This window comes from Acidovorax sp. SUPP3334 (assembly GCF_030159055.1).
In the GTDB taxonomy this organism is placed as follows: domain Bacteria; phylum Pseudomonadota; class Gammaproteobacteria; order Burkholderiales; family Burkholderiaceae_C; genus Paracidovorax.
This window is the reverse complement of the sequence record NZ_BQXQ01000062.1, coordinates 1-18,628: the sequence shown is the minus strand read 5'-3', so window position 1 is coordinate 18,628 and position 18,628 is coordinate 1. Positions and strand designations below refer to the sequence as shown.

17 protein-coding genes and 1 pseudogene are annotated in these 18,628 nt (G+C 62.8%); 3 read left to right on the top strand and 15 right to left on the bottom strand.

What is annotated here, in order from left to right; translation table 11 throughout:
* Positions 1–172 precede the first annotated feature (172 nt).
* The 14 genes from AVHM3334_RS22255 to AVHM3334_RS22190 form a co-directional block, all read right to left on the bottom strand.
* Positions 173–1,363: a hypothetical protein gene (locus AVHM3334_RS22255; RefSeq protein ID WP_284415650.1), complete on the bottom strand. Its 1,191-nt coding sequence runs from the start codon at positions 1,361–1,363 to the stop codon at positions 173–175.
* A gap of 9 nt (positions 1,364–1,372) precedes the next feature.
* The gene (locus AVHM3334_RS22250; RefSeq protein ID WP_284415649.1) at positions 1,373–2,500 is read right to left on the bottom strand and encodes a DUF2169 family type VI secretion system accessory protein; all 1,128 of its coding nucleotides are present in this window, start codon (positions 2,498–2,500) and stop codon (positions 1,373–1,375) included.
* Positions 2,497–3,843: a hypothetical protein gene (locus AVHM3334_RS22245; RefSeq protein WP_284415648.1), complete on the bottom strand. Its 1,347-nt coding sequence runs from the start codon at positions 3,841–3,843 to the stop codon at positions 2,497–2,499. The genes AVHM3334_RS22250 and AVHM3334_RS22245 overlap by 4 nt, the downstream gene beginning before the upstream one ends.
* 95 nt (positions 3,844–3,938) lie before the next feature.
* Positions 3,939–4,406 carry a hypothetical protein gene (locus tag AVHM3334_RS22240; RefSeq protein ID WP_284415647.1) on the bottom strand — a complete coding sequence of 156 codons (468 nt, stop codon included), beginning with the start codon at positions 4,404–4,406 and terminating at the stop codon, positions 3,939–3,941.
* A gap of 28 nt (positions 4,407–4,434) precedes the next feature.
* A complete protein-coding gene (locus AVHM3334_RS22235; protein ID WP_284415646.1) occupies positions 4,435–6,786 on the bottom strand; it encodes a type VI secretion system Vgr family protein in 2,352 nt (783 codons plus the stop codon).
* Positions 6,787–6,993: 207 nt separating this feature from the next.
* Positions 6,994–9,867: a conjugative transfer ATPase gene (locus AVHM3334_RS22230; RefSeq protein ID WP_284415645.1), complete on the bottom strand. Its 2,874-nt coding sequence runs from the start codon at positions 9,865–9,867 to the stop codon at positions 6,994–6,996.
* Positions 9,867–10,301, bottom strand: a complete 435-nt coding sequence (locus AVHM3334_RS22225) for a TIGR03751 family conjugal transfer lipoprotein (protein ID WP_284415644.1) — start codon at positions 10,299–10,301, stop codon at positions 9,867–9,869. The genes AVHM3334_RS22230 and AVHM3334_RS22225 overlap by 1 nt, the downstream gene beginning before the upstream one ends.
* The gene (locus AVHM3334_RS22220) at positions 10,282–11,733 is read right to left on the bottom strand and encodes a TIGR03752 family integrating conjugative element protein (RefSeq protein WP_284415643.1); all 1,452 of its coding nucleotides are present in this window, start codon (positions 11,731–11,733) and stop codon (positions 10,282–10,284) included. Before AVHM3334_RS22220 ends, AVHM3334_RS22225 begins: the two co-directional genes overlap by 20 nt.
* The gene (locus AVHM3334_RS22215) at positions 11,723–12,634 is read right to left on the bottom strand and encodes a TIGR03749 family integrating conjugative element protein (protein ID WP_284415642.1); all 912 of its coding nucleotides are present in this window, start codon (positions 12,632–12,634) and stop codon (positions 11,723–11,725) included. Before AVHM3334_RS22215 ends, AVHM3334_RS22220 begins: the two co-directional genes overlap by 11 nt.
* Positions 12,631–13,323, bottom strand: a complete 693-nt coding sequence (locus tag AVHM3334_RS22210; protein WP_284415641.1) for a PFL_4703 family integrating conjugative element protein — start codon at positions 13,321–13,323, stop codon at positions 12,631–12,633. The genes AVHM3334_RS22215 and AVHM3334_RS22210 overlap by 4 nt, the downstream gene beginning before the upstream one ends.
* A complete protein-coding gene (locus tag AVHM3334_RS22205; protein WP_349816639.1) occupies positions 13,320–13,715 on the bottom strand; it encodes a TIGR03750 family conjugal transfer protein in 396 nt (131 codons plus the stop codon). Before AVHM3334_RS22205 ends, AVHM3334_RS22210 begins: the two co-directional genes overlap by 4 nt.
* Positions 13,716–13,725: 10 nt before the next feature.
* A complete protein-coding gene (locus AVHM3334_RS22200) occupies positions 13,726–14,091 on the bottom strand; it encodes a TIGR03745 family integrating conjugative element membrane protein (protein ID WP_284415639.1) in 366 nt (121 codons plus the stop codon).
* Positions 14,092–14,108: 17 nt separating this feature from the next.
* Complete coding sequence (locus AVHM3334_RS22195) at positions 14,109–14,342, bottom strand: TIGR03758 family integrating conjugative element protein (protein WP_284415638.1); 234 nt, start codon at positions 14,340–14,342, stop codon at positions 14,109–14,111.
* Positions 14,339–14,701, bottom strand: a complete 363-nt coding sequence (locus AVHM3334_RS22190; RefSeq protein WP_284415637.1) for an integrative conjugative element protein, RAQPRD family — start codon at positions 14,699–14,701, stop codon at positions 14,339–14,341. The genes AVHM3334_RS22195 and AVHM3334_RS22190 overlap by 4 nt, the downstream gene beginning before the upstream one ends.
* A gap of 282 nt (positions 14,702–14,983) precedes the next feature.
* Between AVHM3334_RS22190 and AVHM3334_RS22185 the strand changes: the two genes are divergently transcribed.
* The 3 genes from AVHM3334_RS22185 (at position 14,984) to AVHM3334_RS22175 (ending at position 18,203) form a co-directional block, all read left to right on the top strand.
* A complete protein-coding gene (locus tag AVHM3334_RS22185) occupies positions 14,984–15,877 on the top strand; it encodes a 2OG-Fe(II) oxygenase family protein (protein WP_284415636.1) in 894 nt (297 codons plus the stop codon).
* A 15-nt stretch (positions 15,878–15,892) separates the two neighbouring features.
* Positions 15,893–16,543, top strand: a complete 651-nt coding sequence (locus AVHM3334_RS22180) for a LysE/ArgO family amino acid transporter (RefSeq protein ID WP_284415635.1) — start codon at positions 15,893–15,895, stop codon at positions 16,541–16,543.
* 373 nt (positions 16,544–16,916) lie between these two features.
* The gene (locus AVHM3334_RS22175; protein WP_284415634.1) at positions 16,917–18,203 is read left to right on the top strand and encodes a hypothetical protein; all 1,287 of its coding nucleotides are present in this window, start codon (positions 16,917–16,919) and stop codon (positions 18,201–18,203) included.
* Positions 18,204–18,260: 57 nt separating this feature from the next.
* On the opposite strand, the pseudogene AVHM3334_RS22170 reads toward AVHM3334_RS22175, so the two are convergent.
* Positions 18,261–18,500, bottom strand: a pseudogene (locus AVHM3334_RS22170) (TIGR03747 family integrating conjugative element membrane protein); the annotation flags it as partial.
* Positions 18,501–18,628: the final 128 nt, after the last annotated feature.

The window sequence follows — 18,628 nt, the reverse complement described above, 5'->3', positions numbered from 1 at the left end:
GAACGCGGATATAGGTGCTGCTGTTGCTGTGCCAGGCCGTGCCCTGCCGGCCGCTCTTCTTGAGCTTGACGGGCGTGGCCGGATCGAACGTCCAGCCGTCCGCCACCTGCGTGATCGCGCCCTCGCCCCCGCTGAAGATGTGCGTGCCCATGGTGTTTCCCTCCCTTGGCCGTCAGCCGTTTTTTTCGTTGTGGAGAAAGCGCGCGGAATAGGTCATCGCCTGCGCGCCCGTGTCATGGCCGTGCGCCGGGGTACGACGGCGTGGGGGCGCCTCGGTGCCGATAGTGCGTTCCAGTGCGATGGCCGCTGCTGCGGTGCCCTCGTCCAGCGTCCACGACAGGATGGAGTTGGGCGCGCGCGCATCGTGGCGCACACGCTGTGCCGCCAGCGCCCAATGCACCGGGCCCGTGGCGGCACCGACCTGGCCGATCACGGCGGCGGGTTCCCAGTCGATGGGGTCCCACCCTGGCCCCATCCGGGCCTGGGCAGGAATCTGTGCCAACGCCCGCCAGGTGGACCCATCGAAATCCGAGACGGTGTAGCCCACATTGTCTGGTTGCCAGCGAGCGTGGTCCAGCGCAGAGCGCAGGGCCTGCTGCAGCGCCTCGGGCTCCGGGGCCTGCTGGGGAAGTCGATGCGCGGTGGCATTCGTTGCCAGCGCCGGCGGGTGCAGCACCAGCCCGCGCCCGGTGTTGTCCCGCGTGTCCGGTGCGGGCTGCAGCCACAGTGCGGCGGCGGCTTCGCTGGGAATGCAGCCTTCCGCGTTGCGCTCGGTGAGCAGCGCACTGCGGGCATAGGCCGCTTGGAGGGTCGCGGTATCGAGCCGGCTGTCCACGGCCATCAGCAGCGCTGGGCCGCCCGTGGCGTCGCACGACCCTAGCGCCTGCAGTGCGGCAAAACCTGCCGCGTGCCCGCCGCGCAGGAAGCGGCAGGGCAGGGCCCGGAGCTTGGTGCTGGCAGCGGGGCCGGCCCAACGGCCCAGTTCGATCAAGGCTTCGTGCCAGACCTGCGTGTCCTCGCCCTCGCTCAGGCGATCAGGCAGGGCCAGCGCCATGCGGGCGGGAGCGGCCCACTCCGCATCGTGTCCCGGCCGTGCCATCGAAGACACCACCTCGGCCAAGGCGGCACCGAGCAGCCGGGCGAGGCGGGAAACACCCACTGCGCCCGATGTGATCTCCGGGCACGGTGCGGTCGTGATGGCATGCGGGCCGACGCCGGGATGTACTGCTTTCTGGAACCGTTTTTGCAGGCCCACCCAGGACGCGGCGGACTGCCAGGCGCTGGTGCCGGCCGAGGTGACGGCGCCAGCGTGTGCGATGTGCCACAGGCCGGGTGCGATGGGTGCGGTCGAAGGAGGCGGCATGTCGATGGTTCAGGACAAGGGGGAGGGGTTGCTGGGGGCGCGGGCATGTGCCGCGACGTGCGCCAGGCCGATCCGCTCCAGTGCGGGCGGCACGATCACGGCACGCCACAGCAGCGAGGCGCGCCGGGCTTCGGTGTCCACCAGCAGGGTGTCCCACCGCAGTTCCTGCGCAGGCAGCAGCGTGCCGCCTGCGGTCTCTGCTTGAGCCGTCAACGTGATTTGAGGCCAGGTGAAATACAACGGGCCCTCTTCCGACATGCCGTGCAGGGCCAGGGTGTGGCCCGGTCGCGGCGCCTGGCGCAATTGCAGGGCATCGGGCGCAGCGTTGTGGTGGCGCGGGTCGAAGTCCTCGGGCAGTTCGGGGGCGCGGCTCGCTTGCCAGGTGTCGCCGAAGCTGCCCTGCAAGTCGCGGCGAGGGACGTGGTGCGGCGGCACATGGCCAAGGGCGAGGGGTTCGAGGGTGTCGTCCCAGGCGGTGATGGCACGGTTCAGCGGTTCTATCCACGGCAGCGGTGCGCCTTTGGCCGCTGCGGCGCTGCGGTAGTAGCCCATGCCCTCCGGGTTGGGCTCGAAGGCATGCACCTGGCCTGTTTGCGGGTCTGTCTCCTGCCCGCCGAACGCAAATGGGCGCAGGAGTGGGATGCGCGATGCCGTGGCCTCGTCCGAGGCCCGCAGCCTGCCGATCAATCCAAGTTCGGGCAGCCAGATGCGCGGAGCGAACGCGCGCAGTTCGATCAGGCGTCGCGATCCACTGGTGCCCAGGTAGTCCACTGCGGCATTGATCCATGGCCTCGGGCAGCCGTCCGACGCAACGGCCCAGCCATTCACGATCAGGTCGAAGCAGGGCTTGGGCGGCACATGTTCGGCTTCCAGGCAGGTCCACACTTCGTGCTGGCGCGCCGCTATGACAGCAGCCTGGGGCGTTTCCAGCGGCAGACTGCCCAGCGTTTGCCGCACGCCGTCGCGATAGATGGCAGCCTGTTCTTCCGCCGGGGCCAGTCGAGGGAGCATTCCCGCCGCGTCACAAAGCTGCCAGGTCCCCTTTACGATCAGGACCAGAGCGTTGCGCCGTTCGGTGTCCCGGTGCGCAAAGACCTGCGTGCGAAACGGCGTGTGGTTGAGGACCGGGCATGTCATGGTGGTGGATCGGCTTGCAGGCTGGCCACCAATTGAACGGTTTCCACCGCAGCCATCTGGCGGGCGGCGAGGTCTTCGTGGGACAGCGGAAACGGACGGTGGGTGACCGCCGCATGCTCCACGTAGAGCCAGCTTCGCAGCGCGTGGCCAACATCGAAGGCCTGCGCGAGCCGATGGGTCTGCGTGATCGGTTGGCCTGAACGGATGCGGATGGCATCGAGCGCCCAGAGGCGGTCCTTGAGTGCAGGATCTGTCCAGTGGGTGATTTGGTCCGGCTCCAGCCCGGTACAGCCGTTTGCCGCGAACACTTTGCAGGCGAGTGCCCGCAACGCACGCTTGCGCTCGTCGGAGGTGCCCTGGGTGTTCACCAGCTCGCCCGGTACGTGGCCGAACACCAGTCGCAGCACGTCGCGCTCGCCCGGCTCCACGGGCCGGTCTTGCCGCTCGATGAAATCGAGCACCGGCAGCAGCCCTTCGATTCGCCCCGCGAGGGCCGCGACCCGCAGCGCGGTGTCGTTTGGCACCCGCAGGCCCTGTAGGAGTGCGCCCAGGGCCGCTTCGGGTTCGCGCGCAGCCCAAAGCGCAAGCGCGGCATCGGCCGCGGCGGCCCAGCCGATGGGGTGCGATTGCGGGGTGGGCCCGTCTGCGGCGGTGAGACGGTCGATGTAGCGTCCCAGTTCCGGCTGCAGCCGGTGCCCACCCATCACACCCAACGTCTGTAGCGTGGTGATCTGCCGGGCGAGGTCCTGGCCCTGCAGCACGGCTTTCCAGCGCTCTTCGGCTCGGAGAGGCACCTGCCCCATGCGCGCGCAGGCCAGAAGGCAGGCGTCCTGGTCCGCTCCGCGCACCGCTGCCGCATGAACCGCGGCGATGTGCTCGGGCAATGCGAGCCGCCCCGCAAGCTCCACGCCGCATGCCAGCAGTTGCGCGTCGTCCGACGCCAGAAGGTGGCCGCAGGTGTCCGGTGCGGCATAGAACCACAGGGCATCCCGAACGGAGACGGGTTGCGCTGCATGCTGGCGGGCGATGAGGTCCAGGCGCGTCGCAACATCGGTTTGGTGCTGCTCTGCCATCGCAACGCCCACGAACGCAGCGCCTGCGATTTCCTCGGGCTGGGCTTTTCCGTCAAGAATCGCCGCCTCGTCCAGGCAGGCGGTCCTGTAGTAGCGGCTGACTGCGATGAGCGCGTCCAGGCGCTGATCGACGGCTTTCAGGGCGCGCAACGTATGCCCTCCGCGCAAGATGCCCGAGCGCCTGCCGTAGGCACGGACGGCGATCCCCATCTGCCGGGTCAGCATGCCGGGCAATGGTGGCGGTGTGGAAGGTCGAAGGCGAGAAATCATGGGCCGGAAAGGGAAGGCGATTGCGGTACTGCCGCGCGATGTCGGTCTGCATCGCGCCGCGAACGCAGTGGCGGCCACGACGCGGCGCAGAAAGGTCAGTTCAACTCGATGGAGCCGCCTTCGACGCGATGGGTTTCGACCGCTGCCGATGTGATCTGGTGGCCCCTGATTTCGACCGATCCATCCTGCAAGAACTGCATGCGCGCATCGGCGCAGTGCAGCAGGACGCTGCTGACCGCGCTCAATTCGAGATGGGTCACTTCCAGCGACAGCGCTCCTGTCACTCGGTCGAATTGCCAGGGCGCAGCGGTGGGCGCGCCAGGGCAGGGCCAGGCCGCGACGATCAGCGCTGGCAAGGGGGCGTCCTGCGGCTCCGTCGATTGAAGGTCCGCAGGCAGGGCCGCGAGCACGAACTGGCCTTCGATCACCCCTGGCATCTGGGATGCCAGTGCCGCGCGATGCTCCTGCCCTTGGCACTGCAGGGTCACGGTGCCATCCGCCTCCTGGCGGATTACCTGTGCTGGCAGGAAGGACCATGCGGAACCAGGGAGCGAACTGGCCATGGATGAAGCGCTTCTGAGCATGCGCGGATCAGTTTTCATGGATGCCCCCGGAAAGGGTGGTCACATCGCTGGAGCCGATGAGGCGGATGCTGTTGCCGTTGGCGGTGATGGTGCCGTCGGCCTGGAGAATGATCGAACTGCCACCGACTTTCAGCGTGATCGTCTCTGCGTCCATGGTGATGCTGGAGCCGCCACCCCCTCCGCCACCTTCGCCACCCGAGGGGGAAGACGCGGTGACATTCTTGGTGAGACCTGCGCCCCCACCCCCTCCGCCGCCCGCATCTCCGCCGGCACCGCCTCCACCACTGCCCACATTGAGGCTGTATTTGGTGCCGACCACCGTGGTCTGATTGGTGCCTACCTTGACGTCTTGGTCGCTGCCCACCGTGGTGCTTTGGTTCTTGCCCACGATGGTGGCCATGATCGCGCCGACGTTCAGGTTATAGACCACGCCCACGTTTTCCATGCGGCCCACGCCCACGTTCTGCATGTAGGCGATGCCGATGGTTTCGGTCTTGAATTTGCCGACCTTGATCGACCAGTTGCTGCCGATCTTGTCCTTCTCGTTCTTTCCGATGGTCTTGGTGCGGTTCTTGCCGATGCTCACCGTCTCGTCGATGCCGACGTCCTCGCGGCGGTTGTCCCCGATGCTGATCCGCTCGTCATGGTCCACCCGCTCCGTGCGGTTGTTGTGGACCGTGATGTCCTCATTCCGGTCCACCGTTTCCGTCCGGTCGCGGTGGATCACGTTGGTCTCGTCCCGGTCGATGGTTTTTTGCCGATCCCGACCGACCCAATGCGTCTCATCGTTCTCGACCTCCACCAACTGATCCTTCTGCGCGTGCAGCCACAGCTGCTCGGCCCCGGCCTTGTCCTCGAAGCGGATGGCGTTGGCATCGCCTGCCCCATCTTTCATGCCAGCGCCGAACGCCCCGCCCTTGCTCGACTTGGTCTTGATGCCCGACTGCGTGGCGTTGCCCGGCAAGGCCCACGGCGGCATGTTGTCGGCGTTGTAAACGCAGCCGGTGATGATCGGGTAGTCCGGATCACCGTTCAAAAAATCCACGATGACCTCGTGGCCGATGCGCGGGATGAACATGGCACCGAAGCCCGAGCCGGCCCAGCTGCTGGATACCCGCACCCAGCAACTGGAGTTCTCGTTCATGGCACCGATGCGGTCCCAGTGGAACTGCACCTTCACCCGCCCGTACTGGTCGGGCCAGATTTCCTCGCCGGGCGGGCCGACGACCACGGCGGTCTGCGGGCCGGTGGTCTTGGGCTTGGGCGTGGTGCGCGCGGGCGTGTAGGGCACGCTGGTGGGCTGGGCCTGCAGGGTGAACTTCTGGAACGAGCCTTCTTCCTGCGGCGTGCCCTTGGCGCCGGGCGCGGCCGCGCTGACCTGGGGGTTTTCCTTGAAGTGGTATTCGATGCCGGTGATCAGGTACTGCTGGTTCTGGTCTTCCCGCGGATAATTCTCCAGCGTGAAGGTGTAGCCCGGCGCGAGTGCCCGGTGGCGTGATTGGCCCTGCACGGTGCTGTGGCCGGTGAGGCTTTCCTGCAGCCGCACCCGCGCGTAGGCTTCGCCGTCGCCGAACTGGGTGTAGCCGCCCGGCCATTCGTAGATCTCGTGGGCGTCGTGCGCGTGCCCCGGTGGGGTCTGGCGCATGTTGGACAGGTCGGCGCGCGGTTTCTGGAAGTCGTAGTCGTCGTTGTATCGCCGCCCGGAGTGGATGCTCTGGTGCAGTTCCCAGGCGTGGATGTTCTCTTTGTCGGCGACGGCGGCTTTCTCGGGCGGGTAGAACGGGATGACCGCCGCGCCCGGCAGCGGGCTGTGCGAGGCTACGATGTCGTCGGCCAGGATCAAGGTGTGCTGGCCGGCCGCGTGCTCGAAGTAGTAGTACGCCCCTTCGTGTTCCAGCAGGCGCGAGACGAAGTCGCAATCGCTCTCGCCGTACTGCACGCAGTAGTCCCAGATGCGGTAGCTGCGGGTGAGCTTCTTTTGCAGGGCGTAGCCGTATTTGCCCAGGACCTCCTCGACGATCTCCGGAACGGTCTTGTTCTGGAATATCTTGAAATCGGTTTTGCGGGTGGCCAGCCACAGCCAGGGCTGCAGGCGCAGCCGGTAGGAGTAGGAGCGGTGGTCCTCGCCCTGCATGCCGAAGCGGGTGACGATGCCATCCAGGTAGCGCCGGCCGCCCCCCTGCGTTTCCACCACCACGGTGGCGTTCTTGCCCAGCAACGCCTTGGGGTCGATGCTCTTGCTGTCGCTCAGCAGGTCCAGGTCGAGGCAGAAGAGTTGGCTGATGGCTTCCCTGCCCTGCAACTGCCGGAACTGCAGCTGCTCTCCCAGAGGCGTTTGGATCGTGACGCGGCGGGTCATGTTTGGCAGGCCCGTGTATCGGACCGTTACATTGAAATGGCCGCGATCATATCCCGACAGATGGAATATCGAGCCATTTCCCCCTTGCGTCAGTCCTGTCTAAATGCGTCCAGATGTAACTATTCCGCCATTTGGATATGAATTGTCACAATTGAGCGGACGTCAGCGGTCGATCGGCCGCGCAGTCAAGTGCAGCGCTCCGCCAATTCAGTCCAAGGCATCGAACGCCAAGGGCTCGATCCCTCGCGCCCGGTCGATCTTCTCTGCCACCTTGAAGGCAGCTTCCAGTTCGCTAATGCCAAACTGCTGCATCAATTGAAAGCGTTCGGCTTTTTCCTCCGGTTCGGTCATCGCCAAGGCGAGGTACAGGCTGGGCGGCACGGCCCGGAACAGGATCTCCATGGACTTTGACAGGATCACGCCCTCGGTGAACTTGCCCGCCTCCTTGCGCGCCGACAGCATCAGTGCCTTCTGGGAGGCGTTCAACTCGCGGAACCGTGCAATTTTCTCCACCTCGTCGGGTGGCATGGACAGGCAGATCCACCACTCGATCATGTTGAGCATCGGTTCTGCCGCCTTGGGCAGATCGTCCAGGTTTTGCGTCGCGAGCCAGTACCAGGCACCGAGCTTGCGCCACATCTTCGTGATCTTCACCACATAGGGTGCCAGCAGCGGGTTCTTGGTGATGACGTGTCCCTCGTCGGTCACGTTGATGATCGGCCTGCCCAGGAATTGGTCGCGCTCGGCAATGTTGTTGACGGCGTTGATGAGCGAGATGTAGGCGATCGACAACTGCGCGTTATAGCCTTCGCGGGCGAAGGTGGCGAGGTCCACGATGGTGATATCGGCCTCGGGCCACGGCGTGCCTGGCCGGTCGAACATTTCGCCATCCACGCCCTGGCAGAACATGTCCATGGCATCGGCCATCTCCAGCAATCGAGAGCGGCGGCTTTCTGGCAAGGTGCTGTCACCGCTGCGTTCTCGCAGCGCATCGCGCACGTTGCGCGTCAACACGTTGCGCTTCTCACTGGCACAGCGCTGCGCCGCATCCAAAATGCATTGGCGAATCAGGCTGCGGTCGGCGCGCGTCATGCGTGCCTCCTCCTTTTCCTCGCCTCCCGTGATCATCAGGCGGGCGGTGATCTCCAGTTCGCCCAACACGTCGCGTTGTTCGTCGTGATCGGGGGCATGGCCCAATTCCTCCCTGTCTTCGTCGAGTGCATCTGCGTCAAGGGTCTGCACCTGGCTGGGTGTATCGACCAGTCGCCAGGCATCGGCAAATGGAGCCAGGCTCACGCCCGAGCCTGGAGATAGCTTGACGCGATGCACCGTCAACCCGAGCCGCTTGGCGAAGTCGCCGAACAGACCGAAGCTGTTGCCCGCTTCCACGATGAAAAGCCGTGGCCGGTAGATCGCGGTGACCTGATTGAGGATGTTGTTCAGTGTGGCGCTCTTGCCAGAGCCGGTCGGGCCGAACAGGAACAGATGCGCATTCATCTGCCGATCGAGGCGGTTCAACGGGTCGAACGTCACTGTCCCGCCACCGCGATTGAAGAAGGTGATGCCGGGGTGGCCAGTCCCTTGGCTGCGGCCCCACACGGGTGCCAGGTTCGCTGCGTGTTGGGCGAACATCAGTTGCGTGTACCACTGGCGCTGGTCCTTGGCCGGGTCGTAAACGCACGGCAGCCAGCGCAGATAGCTGTTGAGCGGTGCTACCTCGTCTTCTTCGCGCACGGGCTGCAGGCCCGCATTGAGCAGGACGTTGCCCAGATGAACGCCGCGCGCGTCGAGTTCGGCCACATCGCATCCTCTCAAGTAAAACGCCATGGAGGCTCGGTAGAGCTTGTGCGAGCTGCCGATCAGGCCGCGCGCCTGCCGCACGTCCTTGAGGGTCTGCTCCGACGCCAGCGTCTCGCCGACCGCCTTGCGGGCGATCTGGTTGAGATGGGATTCCAGAATGTCCTGCGGCGTCACGACCAGCGTCAGGCACATCACAGTGTCCTCGGGCATCTGGTCCATCAGCGCGTTGATGGCATCGCCGCCCTTGCGGGTCTCTCCCGTGACGTGGCCCATGGCGGGCGGCAGGCGCAGCCGGTCCAGCACGATGGTCCGGTGCGGCATTCCGTCGAAATACCAAAGGCCGTCGTCGGTATCCGACCGGGGCTGGCCGAAGAAGAGGCGTTGCGAGAAATCCGTTCCGCTGGCCATCTCGATCTCTCCTGGATCGGTTGCCTCGGGATAGGTCGCCAACCGATAGAAGCGCTCGCGGTCCTCGGGGTTCGGCCCCAGCAGGGGTGGACGGGGGTTGAACCACGCAAGCAGCCATGCGTGGATGTCCGCAGCTGCCAGACGGCGTGATTGCACGCCGGCATTGGCCAGGCCACCGACCAGTCGCTCGCAGATGACGTTCAGCGCTTGCTCGGGCGACTGGCCTCGCCTCGCTGCGGTCTGGTGGACACGCCGATAAGCGACGAGGCGCACGCGGCGGGTCTGGCCGCGCCAGGGCAGGCGGGTGACGGTGTGGTCCTCGAACAAGCCGCCCGGCTTGGCGACCGCCCGCAGATGATGGGTCAGAAACCGCAGGTAGAACGCGCTGAAGGCAGTCCCTTGCGCACGCGGCTGCACGTAGTTCTCCAGAGTCTGCAGGTAGTGGTTCCAGTCCGCCTCGTCCTGCACGTAGAACTGCACCACCCACGGCGATTCGTCGAGTTCATCGAAACTGTCCTGGAGCGCGTTTTCCACGGCATCGCGTGCCTGCATCAGCCAGTCGGCCTCGCGGCCTTCCGTGCCGATCGGCTGCAACTCGAAGAACGCAGCCACAGAGGTGCCATCCTCCAGCAACATGCATTTCGAGCCGGGCAGGTATTCGACCCAGGGCAGCATGTCGGCAAACGATGGGGTCACGTCGTAGAGCGCCTGCTCGTCGGCGACCGTCGCAGGGCGCGTTGCCCGGCCATGCGGCCTGCCCGGCTCGGCGATGCCTTGCGCCGCCAACGCAGCGACATGGCGCTCCCAGGCATCGGGCGGCGGCGTGTCGGCGTTGGGCGCGACGTTGCGATTGCGCCGGAAGGGCCACCGCATCAGTAGTCCTCCGTCCGTTCTCCGGGCATCGCGTACTGCACTCGCTGGTACAACGGGAACACGGTGGTGTAGCCTGGAATCGGCACGGGATCGGTGCCCGCCAGATGGGGAAACACGTACATCGCCAGGTCGGGATTGGGCAGACGTTGGAACTGCCGGTCGATCTCGTTGCGGGCCGTGCGCGTGTAGCTCGCACGGCCCGCGGGCGCTGCCTTTACGTCCGCCTCGGTGAGCGGGCGGCGTAGCGATTGCCGGGCGTCAAGCAACTGCCCGGCCTGTCGGCCTGCGCCCGCGCTGCCGCCGGTCTCCGCGTTCCAGACGTCGAGCATGGTCTGGTCATCGCGGGGAAGAAGTTTTTCCTTGCTGGTCGAGCAGCCCACCAGCGTGATGATGGCGAGCAGGGCCGCCATGCCGTTAATCCAGGTCCTGCGCATGCAAGGCTCCTTCGAGGCGATGATCGACCTTGCGGCCCTTCGGGTCGTAGTCGATGGTGACGGGTTGTTCGAGATGCACGGCCACCTTCGCGCCGGGTCGGACATAGACGGCGGCGAAAGCCTGGCCGTAGAGCTTGTTCACCCACTGCGACATGTCCTGCACGCCGCCGGCGAGGATGCGTCCCATCGCCTCGTTGCCCGAGATGCCCACTGTGCCGACCGAACCATTGTTGTTGGCAACGACCGCGACACCGCCTTTGTCGGATTGGATGAGTGAGGCGACACCGGCCCCTGCTGCGGTGATGAGCGATTGCGTCCCGAGATACTGCTGGGCGTTACTGCGCCTCTCGCCGCTCACACAGGGGATGCCGTAGGGATCGCTGATCCAGCCCAGGCCCTCCCGCGTCCCATTACTGTCGGCATTGCCAGTCCCTTCGCCCGTTCCGTTCTGCTGTCCATTGCCAGACCTGCGCCCGCGATCCTCCGGCACGGTGCGGATAGTGCCATCTGCGAAGACAAAGGTGACCGAGCGGATCTGGCCCCGCACGCATGAAAGGGTCCAATCGCCCGAGGCCGTGCCGCTGACCACGGCGCCTGCGACGTCGGGAATGTCGATGCCGTTGGCCGTCAGGTTGTCCGGCCCGATCAGGACTTTGAACGGATAGGGGTCGTTGACGGTGCCATCGACTGGTACCCGCCCGATCAGCGCGGTCATCGCGATGGAGCCCATCAGGGTGGCGTTGGTCGGCACGGTATAGACGGGCTTGGCGGTGGATACTTCTGGCGTCCGCTTGCCAGGGTCCGTGATGTTATCGGAGGAGGTGCCCGCGGCCTTGTCCATCCCGAACGGGGTGGGAAAACTAAAATTTTCATCGGACACGCCGCTCTTTTTTTCACGACGCGCGTCTTCGGGTTCGATCCAGCGGATGCCTTCTGCGCCGGTAGTTCCCTTTGTCCCTGGCTCCAGCCCTAGCCCGACCGGCAGGTCGGCATCACCGCTCTTGCCGGCCAGCCCCTCGATCTGGCGCTGCACCTCCTGCAGCAGACCCTGCGCCTGCTGGCGCTCGCCTGCGACCCGATCGCGGTCGGTGCGCAACTGGTTGCGCTCGGCGTCCAGCGCGCTCTGGATGCGCCGGTCGATCGCGCCCTCGCGCTGGCGCAGCCGTTCGTTCTCGGCCTGCTGGGTCTTGTTGTCCGCCAGAGCACCCTGGAGTTCGGTGCGCAATTGCTTGACCTGACCAACCAGGGTCGCCACGGTGTCGCGTGGCGTGTCGGCATCGATGCCCAGGGTCTTCGCCTCCTCGGCGGTCAGCCGCGTTCCGGGTGTGCGGGGCGACGACGCGCTTCCGCCGGAGAACAGCTTGATGCCAGCGATGACCAGCAACAACGCCAGCGGAACCATCAGCCACTTGAGCAGGCCATTACTTTTCATGAGAGGCTCCGTCCTGGCGAATGCCCAGCTTCGGGAGGTTGGCGGCGGCGTCGATCCGGCCGATGGCGGGCAGCAGCGATTGCGCGAGGCCGTGCCCCTTCGTCACCAGATAGACGACCGAGGTGTCGTCCGGCTGGCCGGCGGGCCCCAGTGTCCCGTGCTGAAAGGTGGCCGTCACGAAGTCGCCCACCAAGTCCCGTGGGTCCAGGCTGAACGTGCGTTGAGAGGCGTTGCTCAGTTGCACGGCCGTGACCCAAAAGCCGTCGAGCCGCCACGCAGACAGGGCCCGCGCCCGCACCGGGACTGTCGGCAGGAGGGTCTCCAGCGCCAGGTGGCGCGGGAGGTTCACGCGCGTGATGCCGCTCAAGGGTTCGACGGTGCGCAAGGGGGCGTAGAGGTTCTGTGCCGCGAACCGGGTCAGTACGACCGGGATCGGCGTCTCGCGCGGCGTACGGGGCGATGATCCGGGCTCTTCGACGGCATCCTCGACGGTCCCTGCGGATTTTGCATCACCGCCGTAGCGCGCGGTAGCGGCATCGGCCTCGACGATGCGGACCGGCTCCAATGCAGGCTGGCCAACCCCGGCCGCGTCGGCGGCGACATCCAGCAGGATGAGTGCGCCGGTATCGGCGTCCTGCAATTGCAGCCGGGTGGGTTCGATCGGTTCGCTGGCGCGCAGGTAGATCGCGCCGCCTGCGCTTTGCACCCGCAACCGTCCTTCCAGCGATGCCGGCACGCCCACCCGGATATTGCGGTCGATGAAAACGACACGCTCCTGATCGACATGCAGCGGCACCGCCAGGGGCAGCCGCTCCCAGCGCAGGATTTCCAGCGCCTGTGCCGGGGCGGTCAGATAGGCCGCAGACAGCAGCAGGCTGATGGAGAAACGGACGTGTCTCATGGTGTTTCTCCCAAGGTGCTACCGAGCACTCCCGAGGGCCGGCCAGAGGCTGGTGCAGGCTCGGGGATGGCGATGCGTTGTGGTGGGGTGCTGTAGCAGTCCAGTGCGAGCCCGAACGGGTTGCGCTCGGGATCAATGTCCGAGCGCGCGACCTTGAGCGGATAGCGCACCAGCGCGCGCTTGACCTGTTCCGCCCCGAAATACTCGTCGGCGGTCACATCCAGCGTGACGAGCCAGTCCCGTTCGGACACGGTTTTGACGCGCAGCGCGGGATCGCTGCCGTAGCCGCGCCCCGGAATCTCGTAGATGCCGCGCACGCGCTGGCGCAACTCGCCCGCCGCGCGGCGCAGTTCGTAGTCGTGCAAAAGAAACTCTTGGCAAGAGGGGGTGAGGTAGGGCGACAGCGCACGGATGTTGCGCGCATAGTCCTCGTCACCGTTGGTGGGCCAGCGCTGGAGTTGCTGCCAGATGTAGAACGTGAACGAGTACACACTCTCCGGGGGAACCTCCCACCATTTTCGGGTGCTGCCAGATCGGAGGTCCGGTGGCACATGGATGGTCAGGTTGCGCGGCGAGCTCCACCAGCCCGCGCCCATCACCAGGGCGATGAGCAGCAGCGCACCAGCGCCCAGGCGCAGGGTCTGGATGTGCGCGCGCAACTGCGTGATTTCGTTCTTGAATCGGCTCACTTCGTGGTCCTCCGAGTGCACCACCAGCCCGACCGGATCACCAGACCGTCGCCCCCGAACAGCCAGGCAAGTGCTGGATGATGGCGTGCGAGCCACCACTGCATCTGTCGGTACAGCCAGGTATCGGGCCGACCGCGCTTGTGGCGCCGCAGGACACCGCCGCCAACGAACACGCCGACTGCGATGGCCAACACGATCGCGGTGGGCACGACTGCGATCGAGGCGGCGAGGATTGCCAACGGCACCCCCGTCGCAAATCCCGCTGCACCCGACAGTCCGCAGCAGACCCACAGTTCGTCTGCCGTGAGACCTCGGACCACCACGGGGTGGCGGTTGAGCCGGTGCGGTAGAAACGCGACCGTGCCATCGTGCCGGATATCGTGCGCGGCCATGCCCATGTCCTCACAGAATCCCGGTGGCCTTGGTGAGCAGCCAGATGCCGACGACCAAAAGGACTGCACCGACCGCCACGCTCAATCCGAACTGACCCCATGTCTTGCGCCCGTTGTGGATCTCGGCATAGGTGCCGTAGGCGTGGTAGCAGACGCCGATGAACATGGAGGCGACGACGAGCAGCGCCACCAGCATCACGATGTCGTAGGCGTAGTTGCGCAGCGTTTCCATGATGCCGCTGCCTGCGCCGCGGGTGGGGTCTTCCAAGGTAGGCAACCCCTGGGCTTGGGCAAGTGAAGTGAGCAGCAGCGTGGGCACGCAGGCCAGTGCCGCGAGATGCACGGGGCGGGGGATGTGGGAGCGGACCGGATTCATGGTGTCCTGCCTTTGCGTCAAGATAGAAGGAAGAAAGTCAGTACGAGGTACATCGCGACGAAACGCATCGCGACACCGAGGAACTGACGCTGGGAGATCCGTTGTTCCGACCAGCCGACATAGGCCGTGCGCAATGCCCACACGCCCCACAGCAGCAGGATGGCGAACACGGCCCCGACCAGGAGGCCGAGGGATGCGGAGGCGTCGAAGCCGCCATTGGCCTGGAATGCGGACAGTTGCTGGGCATTCATCGTTCGCCCTCCTGTCCCGTGTCCTGGCGGTATTCGCCAGAGAGGGCGGCCGGTTCGCGCGGCTGGGCGCGTTGCGGGGTGAGGTAGTCGCGAATGCCGGCGCGCACACGCTGCAGATCGGCGTTCAGGCGCGGGTAGTCAAAGTGGTATCGGGCGGGGGCGTCAGGCGCGGCAGCTGATGATTGCCCGACGAGGCGATCAATCAGATCGAGCTGGCGAACGATGGCAGTGAGGCGCTCGCGCTCGATTTCCGCGTCATCGGCTGCAGCGGCTGGATGTCCCATCGGCAGCAGGCTGGCGAACAGGACCGCCGCCAAAGCGGGTCGCCATGCCAGCGTCGATCTGTGGGTTCGATCCATCGTGCCATCCCGTTTGATGCGAATGGCTGGATGCTGCGGCGTGATGGGCGAAAAGTCCGCGATCTATCGGGAATGTGCCCTTACCACTTTCTTGAGCGATGACAGAGACACGTTTCTGCCGATGCCTTATGCGCTGCCGCCTGTTCCCGTTCGGGTTGAGGCTCGTTTTTACAGACGTTGATGCTGGATCAGTTCTGGCCGCAAGCGGCGTGGGCAATTCTGAGCATCGCCTGAAATTTATTCCGCAGGATAGAAAGTGAAAAAATCACTCTAGAATTTGGTGTGGCAATCCGCCACGTCCGGGAGTACAAAAAAGTGAATCAAATCGCATCCAGTACAACGCTATCCGTTCAACCCAGCGCCATCGGCGACAGGGAGCAAGCTCGACGTCGCGCATTAACTTCTTTGATTACCCAAGGGTACGCCATTCTTCGTGTTGAGAGAAATACTCAAGCCCTGTTGTGGGCCACGCTTGATAGCATTGACGAAGTCAGTGCAGAACAAAGAGTTGAATTCAGTTTTCCCGACCGCACCGATGGATTTCTTCCGATCGGTGGAGAACACGCAAAGTACACCGATTACATCGATCTGTGTGATCGCTTTTGTTTCTGGAATAAGTACCGAAGCACCCACGAAAACATCGACTTTGCGCAAAGCGATTTTTACCAGAATATCGCTGAGTGTGAGGACGTTCTCTCCACTCTTGCCAGTGATCTGATTTCTGGCATCTGGTCATTCTTTCAACATCCAGAGCATATTAAAATTCGGGATCACTCCTACGTCCAGTTAAACGTTTATGGAAATTCTCAACAAGAGAATGATCGCGAGTATCTGCAAGATCGGCACGAGGACGGGCACCTCATTACATTGATAAAGCCTACCCGTGACGGCTTGGTCATTTTTCCGAATGACGTGAAGACCAAGGTTCGTCTTGCGGACGATGAAATCATCGTGATCACTGGATCATTGCTTACGCACCTCTCTGATGGGCAGATTCCGCCGATGTACCACGCCGTAGAGAATCCGATGATGCAGGTGTCCAGGAAGTCACTGGTCTATTTTGCAATTCCCGATCTCACGAAGTCCTACACTTCTTTGCTTGCAAAGAGTGCTGTAAACCTCGCTTCACTTGCAGACGAAAGTCATCGGGCTTTCGGTAACACGTCCTTGGTCTAGTTTTAAATTCGAGGGGTGCAACGCCCCTCGGTACACAAAGAGAAAACCGTTTTGAATTTTCCATTCGTAGAGGGACTAGGCCTGGCGTTGGGATTACTTGTGGCTCTTGGTCCCAAAGATACGTATGTTATAAAACACAGCGTCCGTGCCGGGAACGCCATCGCGCTCGTCCTGATATGTTCCATATCTGATGTACTGTTGATATTTCTGGGTGTTTGGGGCCTTGGCGCGCTGATAACGGAAAGCCCGGTACTTCTAGCAGTCACGATGGCAGGCAGCATCGCGTATTTGGTATTCTTCGGCTGCCAAGCCTTGGCGGGAGCGATCAAGGGAACCGAAATGATTGCGGAACTGCCTCATTCCAATGTCGCACGCTCTGCGGTAGTCAAAGGCGCCCTTTTTCACTCGCTGCTTACCCCGTATGCTTGGCTGGATACTGTTTTCGTCATTGGCACCGTTAGTGCGACAAAGGAAGGCATGGTCAAAGTTGCCTTTGCAAGTGGCGCAATGTCCGCGTCATTTTTTTGGTTTGCATTTCTCACAGTCGGCTCCAGACTCGCCGCACCGCTATTTAAAAACAAACAGGTATGGCGAGCCCTTGATGCAGTTGTCGCGGTGTCCATGTTTCTGCTGGCCACTAAGCTAGTAGCTGACTTTCCTTGGTAAAGCCCGCCTCGTCCAGCGGCAGGGGAGTTGTCAAATCTTAATGGATCGTTGGGAAAAGCGATCAGGAATTATGAGTCTTGGCGGTAAATAATATTGAAAATATAAGCCACAGATCGCTATTCTCCGAAATGCTGATCGTTGACCGAATTTTATCCCTGGCCCGCGTAAAGTAATTTCTCGCTTTGGGTAGATGTAAAAACATCATCGATGTAAAGCAGGTCACCATCCGCCAACCACGCGGCTTATAGATGTGGCGACGAGGCGGCACAGATTTTCGATGCACTCATGCTTTAGCCCAAGCCAGGGACGGCCGGTTTCTTCGAAGAAGCGCTGAACGATCCCATGTAATTTGTACCTTTGATATGGATTGCCAATGCCAAGTTTCTCGATTGATTTAGCCGCAGAACGTATCGTCGAAAAAAGATCTCAGAAAAATTTCGAGGAAGTTGTCCGATGCTTTGCCACAGGCTGCTATCGCAGCAGCATCGTGATGCTTTGGACCGTAGTCGTGTGCGATCTCGTCTATAAATTGCAAAACTTGCGTGACATGCATGGTGATGTGCAAGCGGACAAGCTGCTGAAGGACGTTGAAAAAAAGCAGCTTGATAATCCTTCCAATCCGGAGTGGGAGCTCTATCTCCTGAATGAGGTCGTTTCGCGTACCAAGTTGCTGGAGGCGGCCGAGCATATTCAGTTGCAAGGACTGCAGAAACTCCGTCACCTGTCGGCGCATCCTGTTCTCACTGGAAGCGACCTTTTGTTTCAGCCGAGCAAGGAGACAGCGCGTGCCAACATTCGAACCGCGTTGGAAGCAGTGCTTCTCAAGCCGCCGTTGTTTTCTAAGAAAATAGTACCTGCTTTGGTGGCAGATATTGCCACCAACAAGGCGCTGCTGATTTCAACCGGCAAGCTTAAGTCCTATTTGGAGGCCCGTTACTTCCCGAACATGCCCGATGCAGTGGAGTTGGAATTGTTTCGGTCACTCTGGAAATTCTGCTTCAAGCTCAGGAATGTTGAGACTGACGCACACCGTGATATCAATATTGTGGCGCTGGGCGTGATTTACGAGCGTAACCCCGCCATGTTCCGCACGGCGATGGACGGTGATCGGACTTATTTCAGCGATATTGGACCAGATCCCCAACTGCTCGAAACACTGATCCATTTCCTGGCCGAGCATCAGGCGCTCTACGGATCACTCAACCCTGCAGCCCATATTCTCCTGCAAGGGTGCGCAGCAGGAGACATCAACCTTAAGCTCAAATCGTGGTTTCAGCACCAGAGCTTTGCGGCACATCTTGCCGCATTGGATTCCGAAACGGCTGACGCATTCGATGATGTGAGCGAAGAAAGCTGGGCGCTGCTTCTGGATGAATCGGAAAGCGAAGGTTTACTGCAATCTGCATGCCAAATAGCCATCAAAAACTATGGCGCTTGCCTCAGCTATGACGACGCTGACAAACGGTTCGGGCGTTTCGTCGCGCCAATGCTTGGCAAGGTTGATGCAACCAGAATGACAGCGCTTCTGAAAGAAATCGACAAAAATTCGCAGATATATGATCGGCGTCGCGCCAAAATTGATCACAGGGAAGTGGTGGCTGCTGCGTCGAATTTGTCCGTTGATACCAGTCCTTATAAGAACTTTTTGGCGAACGTTTGATTGGCGTGTCGTAAGCTGCCACCGAAAAAATCGATGTCGTTGCGCCGCCAGCAGGTTCTATAGATATTTCTTGAAGCTGCCCACTGCGATGTTTACCGCCAACCCCAACAGCATCGCACTGGGCAGCAGGATCAGCAGCGGGCTGACGCTCACGGGCAAGGCCAGATAGACCACCCATGGCCATACGGCGAGCGGCATCACCGCAGCCTTCGCCCGGTGATAGACGAAACCGGATTCCCGGCCTGCGCCGAAGCGCCGGATATCGCGGCGCACCAATCCATCGACCAGTCCGACGAAAGGGCTCTATGCCGTTTCGAGTGGAACTTGACCTCAGGGAACATGCGGGGTAATGCGATAGTGCTGGGCTGAAGCGGAGGCAAGAAGATGAGCGTTGGTGTAGAGACCTTGTTCACGGCGGCGCTGGG

What these genes read in the sequence shown, in the direction of transcription:
- AVHM3334_RS22175 (WP_284415634.1), top strand. Translation starts at nt 16,917, where the DNA reads ATGCCAAGTTTCTCGATTGATTTAGCCGCAGAACGTATCGTCGAAAAA.
- AVHM3334_RS22245 (WP_284415648.1), bottom strand. Translation starts at nt 3,843, where the DNA reads ATGATTTCTCGCCTTCGACCTTCCACACCGCCACCATTGCCCGGCATG.
- AVHM3334_RS22230 (WP_284415645.1), bottom strand. Translation starts at nt 9,867, where the DNA reads ATGCGGTGGCCCTTCCGGCGCAATCGCAACGTCGCGCCCAACGCCGAC.
- AVHM3334_RS22200 (WP_284415639.1), bottom strand. Translation starts at nt 14,091, where the DNA reads ATGAATCCGGTCCGCTCCCACATCCCCCGCCCCGTGCATCTCGCGGCA.
- AVHM3334_RS22255 (WP_284415650.1), bottom strand. Translation starts at nt 1,363, where the DNA reads ATGCCGCCTCCTTCGACCGCACCCATCGCACCCGGCCTGTGGCACATC.
- AVHM3334_RS22235 (WP_284415646.1), bottom strand. Translation starts at nt 6,786, where the DNA reads ATGACCCGCCGCGTCACGATCCAAACGCCTCTGGGAGAGCAGCTGCAG.
- AVHM3334_RS22205 (WP_349816639.1), bottom strand. Translation starts at nt 13,715, where the DNA reads ATGGCCGCGCACGATATCCGGCACGATGGCACGGTCGCGTTTCTACCG.
- AVHM3334_RS22225 (WP_284415644.1), bottom strand. Translation starts at nt 10,301, where the DNA reads ATGCGCAGGACCTGGATTAACGGCATGGCGGCCCTGCTCGCCATCATC.
- AVHM3334_RS22220 (WP_284415643.1), bottom strand. Translation starts at nt 11,733, where the DNA reads ATGAAAAGTAATGGCCTGCTCAAGTGGCTGATGGTTCCGCTGGCGTTG.
- AVHM3334_RS22190 (WP_284415637.1), bottom strand. Translation starts at nt 14,701, where the DNA reads ATGGATCGAACCCACAGATCGACGCTGGCATGGCGACCCGCTTTGGCG.
- AVHM3334_RS22215 (WP_284415642.1), bottom strand. Translation starts at nt 12,634, where the DNA reads ATGAGACACGTCCGTTTCTCCATCAGCCTGCTGCTGTCTGCGGCCTAT.
- AVHM3334_RS22250 (WP_284415649.1), bottom strand. Translation starts at nt 2,500, where the DNA reads ATGACATGCCCGGTCCTCAACCACACGCCGTTTCGCACGCAGGTCTTT.
- AVHM3334_RS22195 (WP_284415638.1), bottom strand. Translation starts at nt 14,342, where the DNA reads ATGAATGCCCAGCAACTGTCCGCATTCCAGGCCAATGGCGGCTTCGAC.
- AVHM3334_RS22240 (WP_284415647.1), bottom strand. Translation starts at nt 4,406, where the DNA reads ATGGCCAGTTCGCTCCCTGGTTCCGCATGGTCCTTCCTGCCAGCACAG.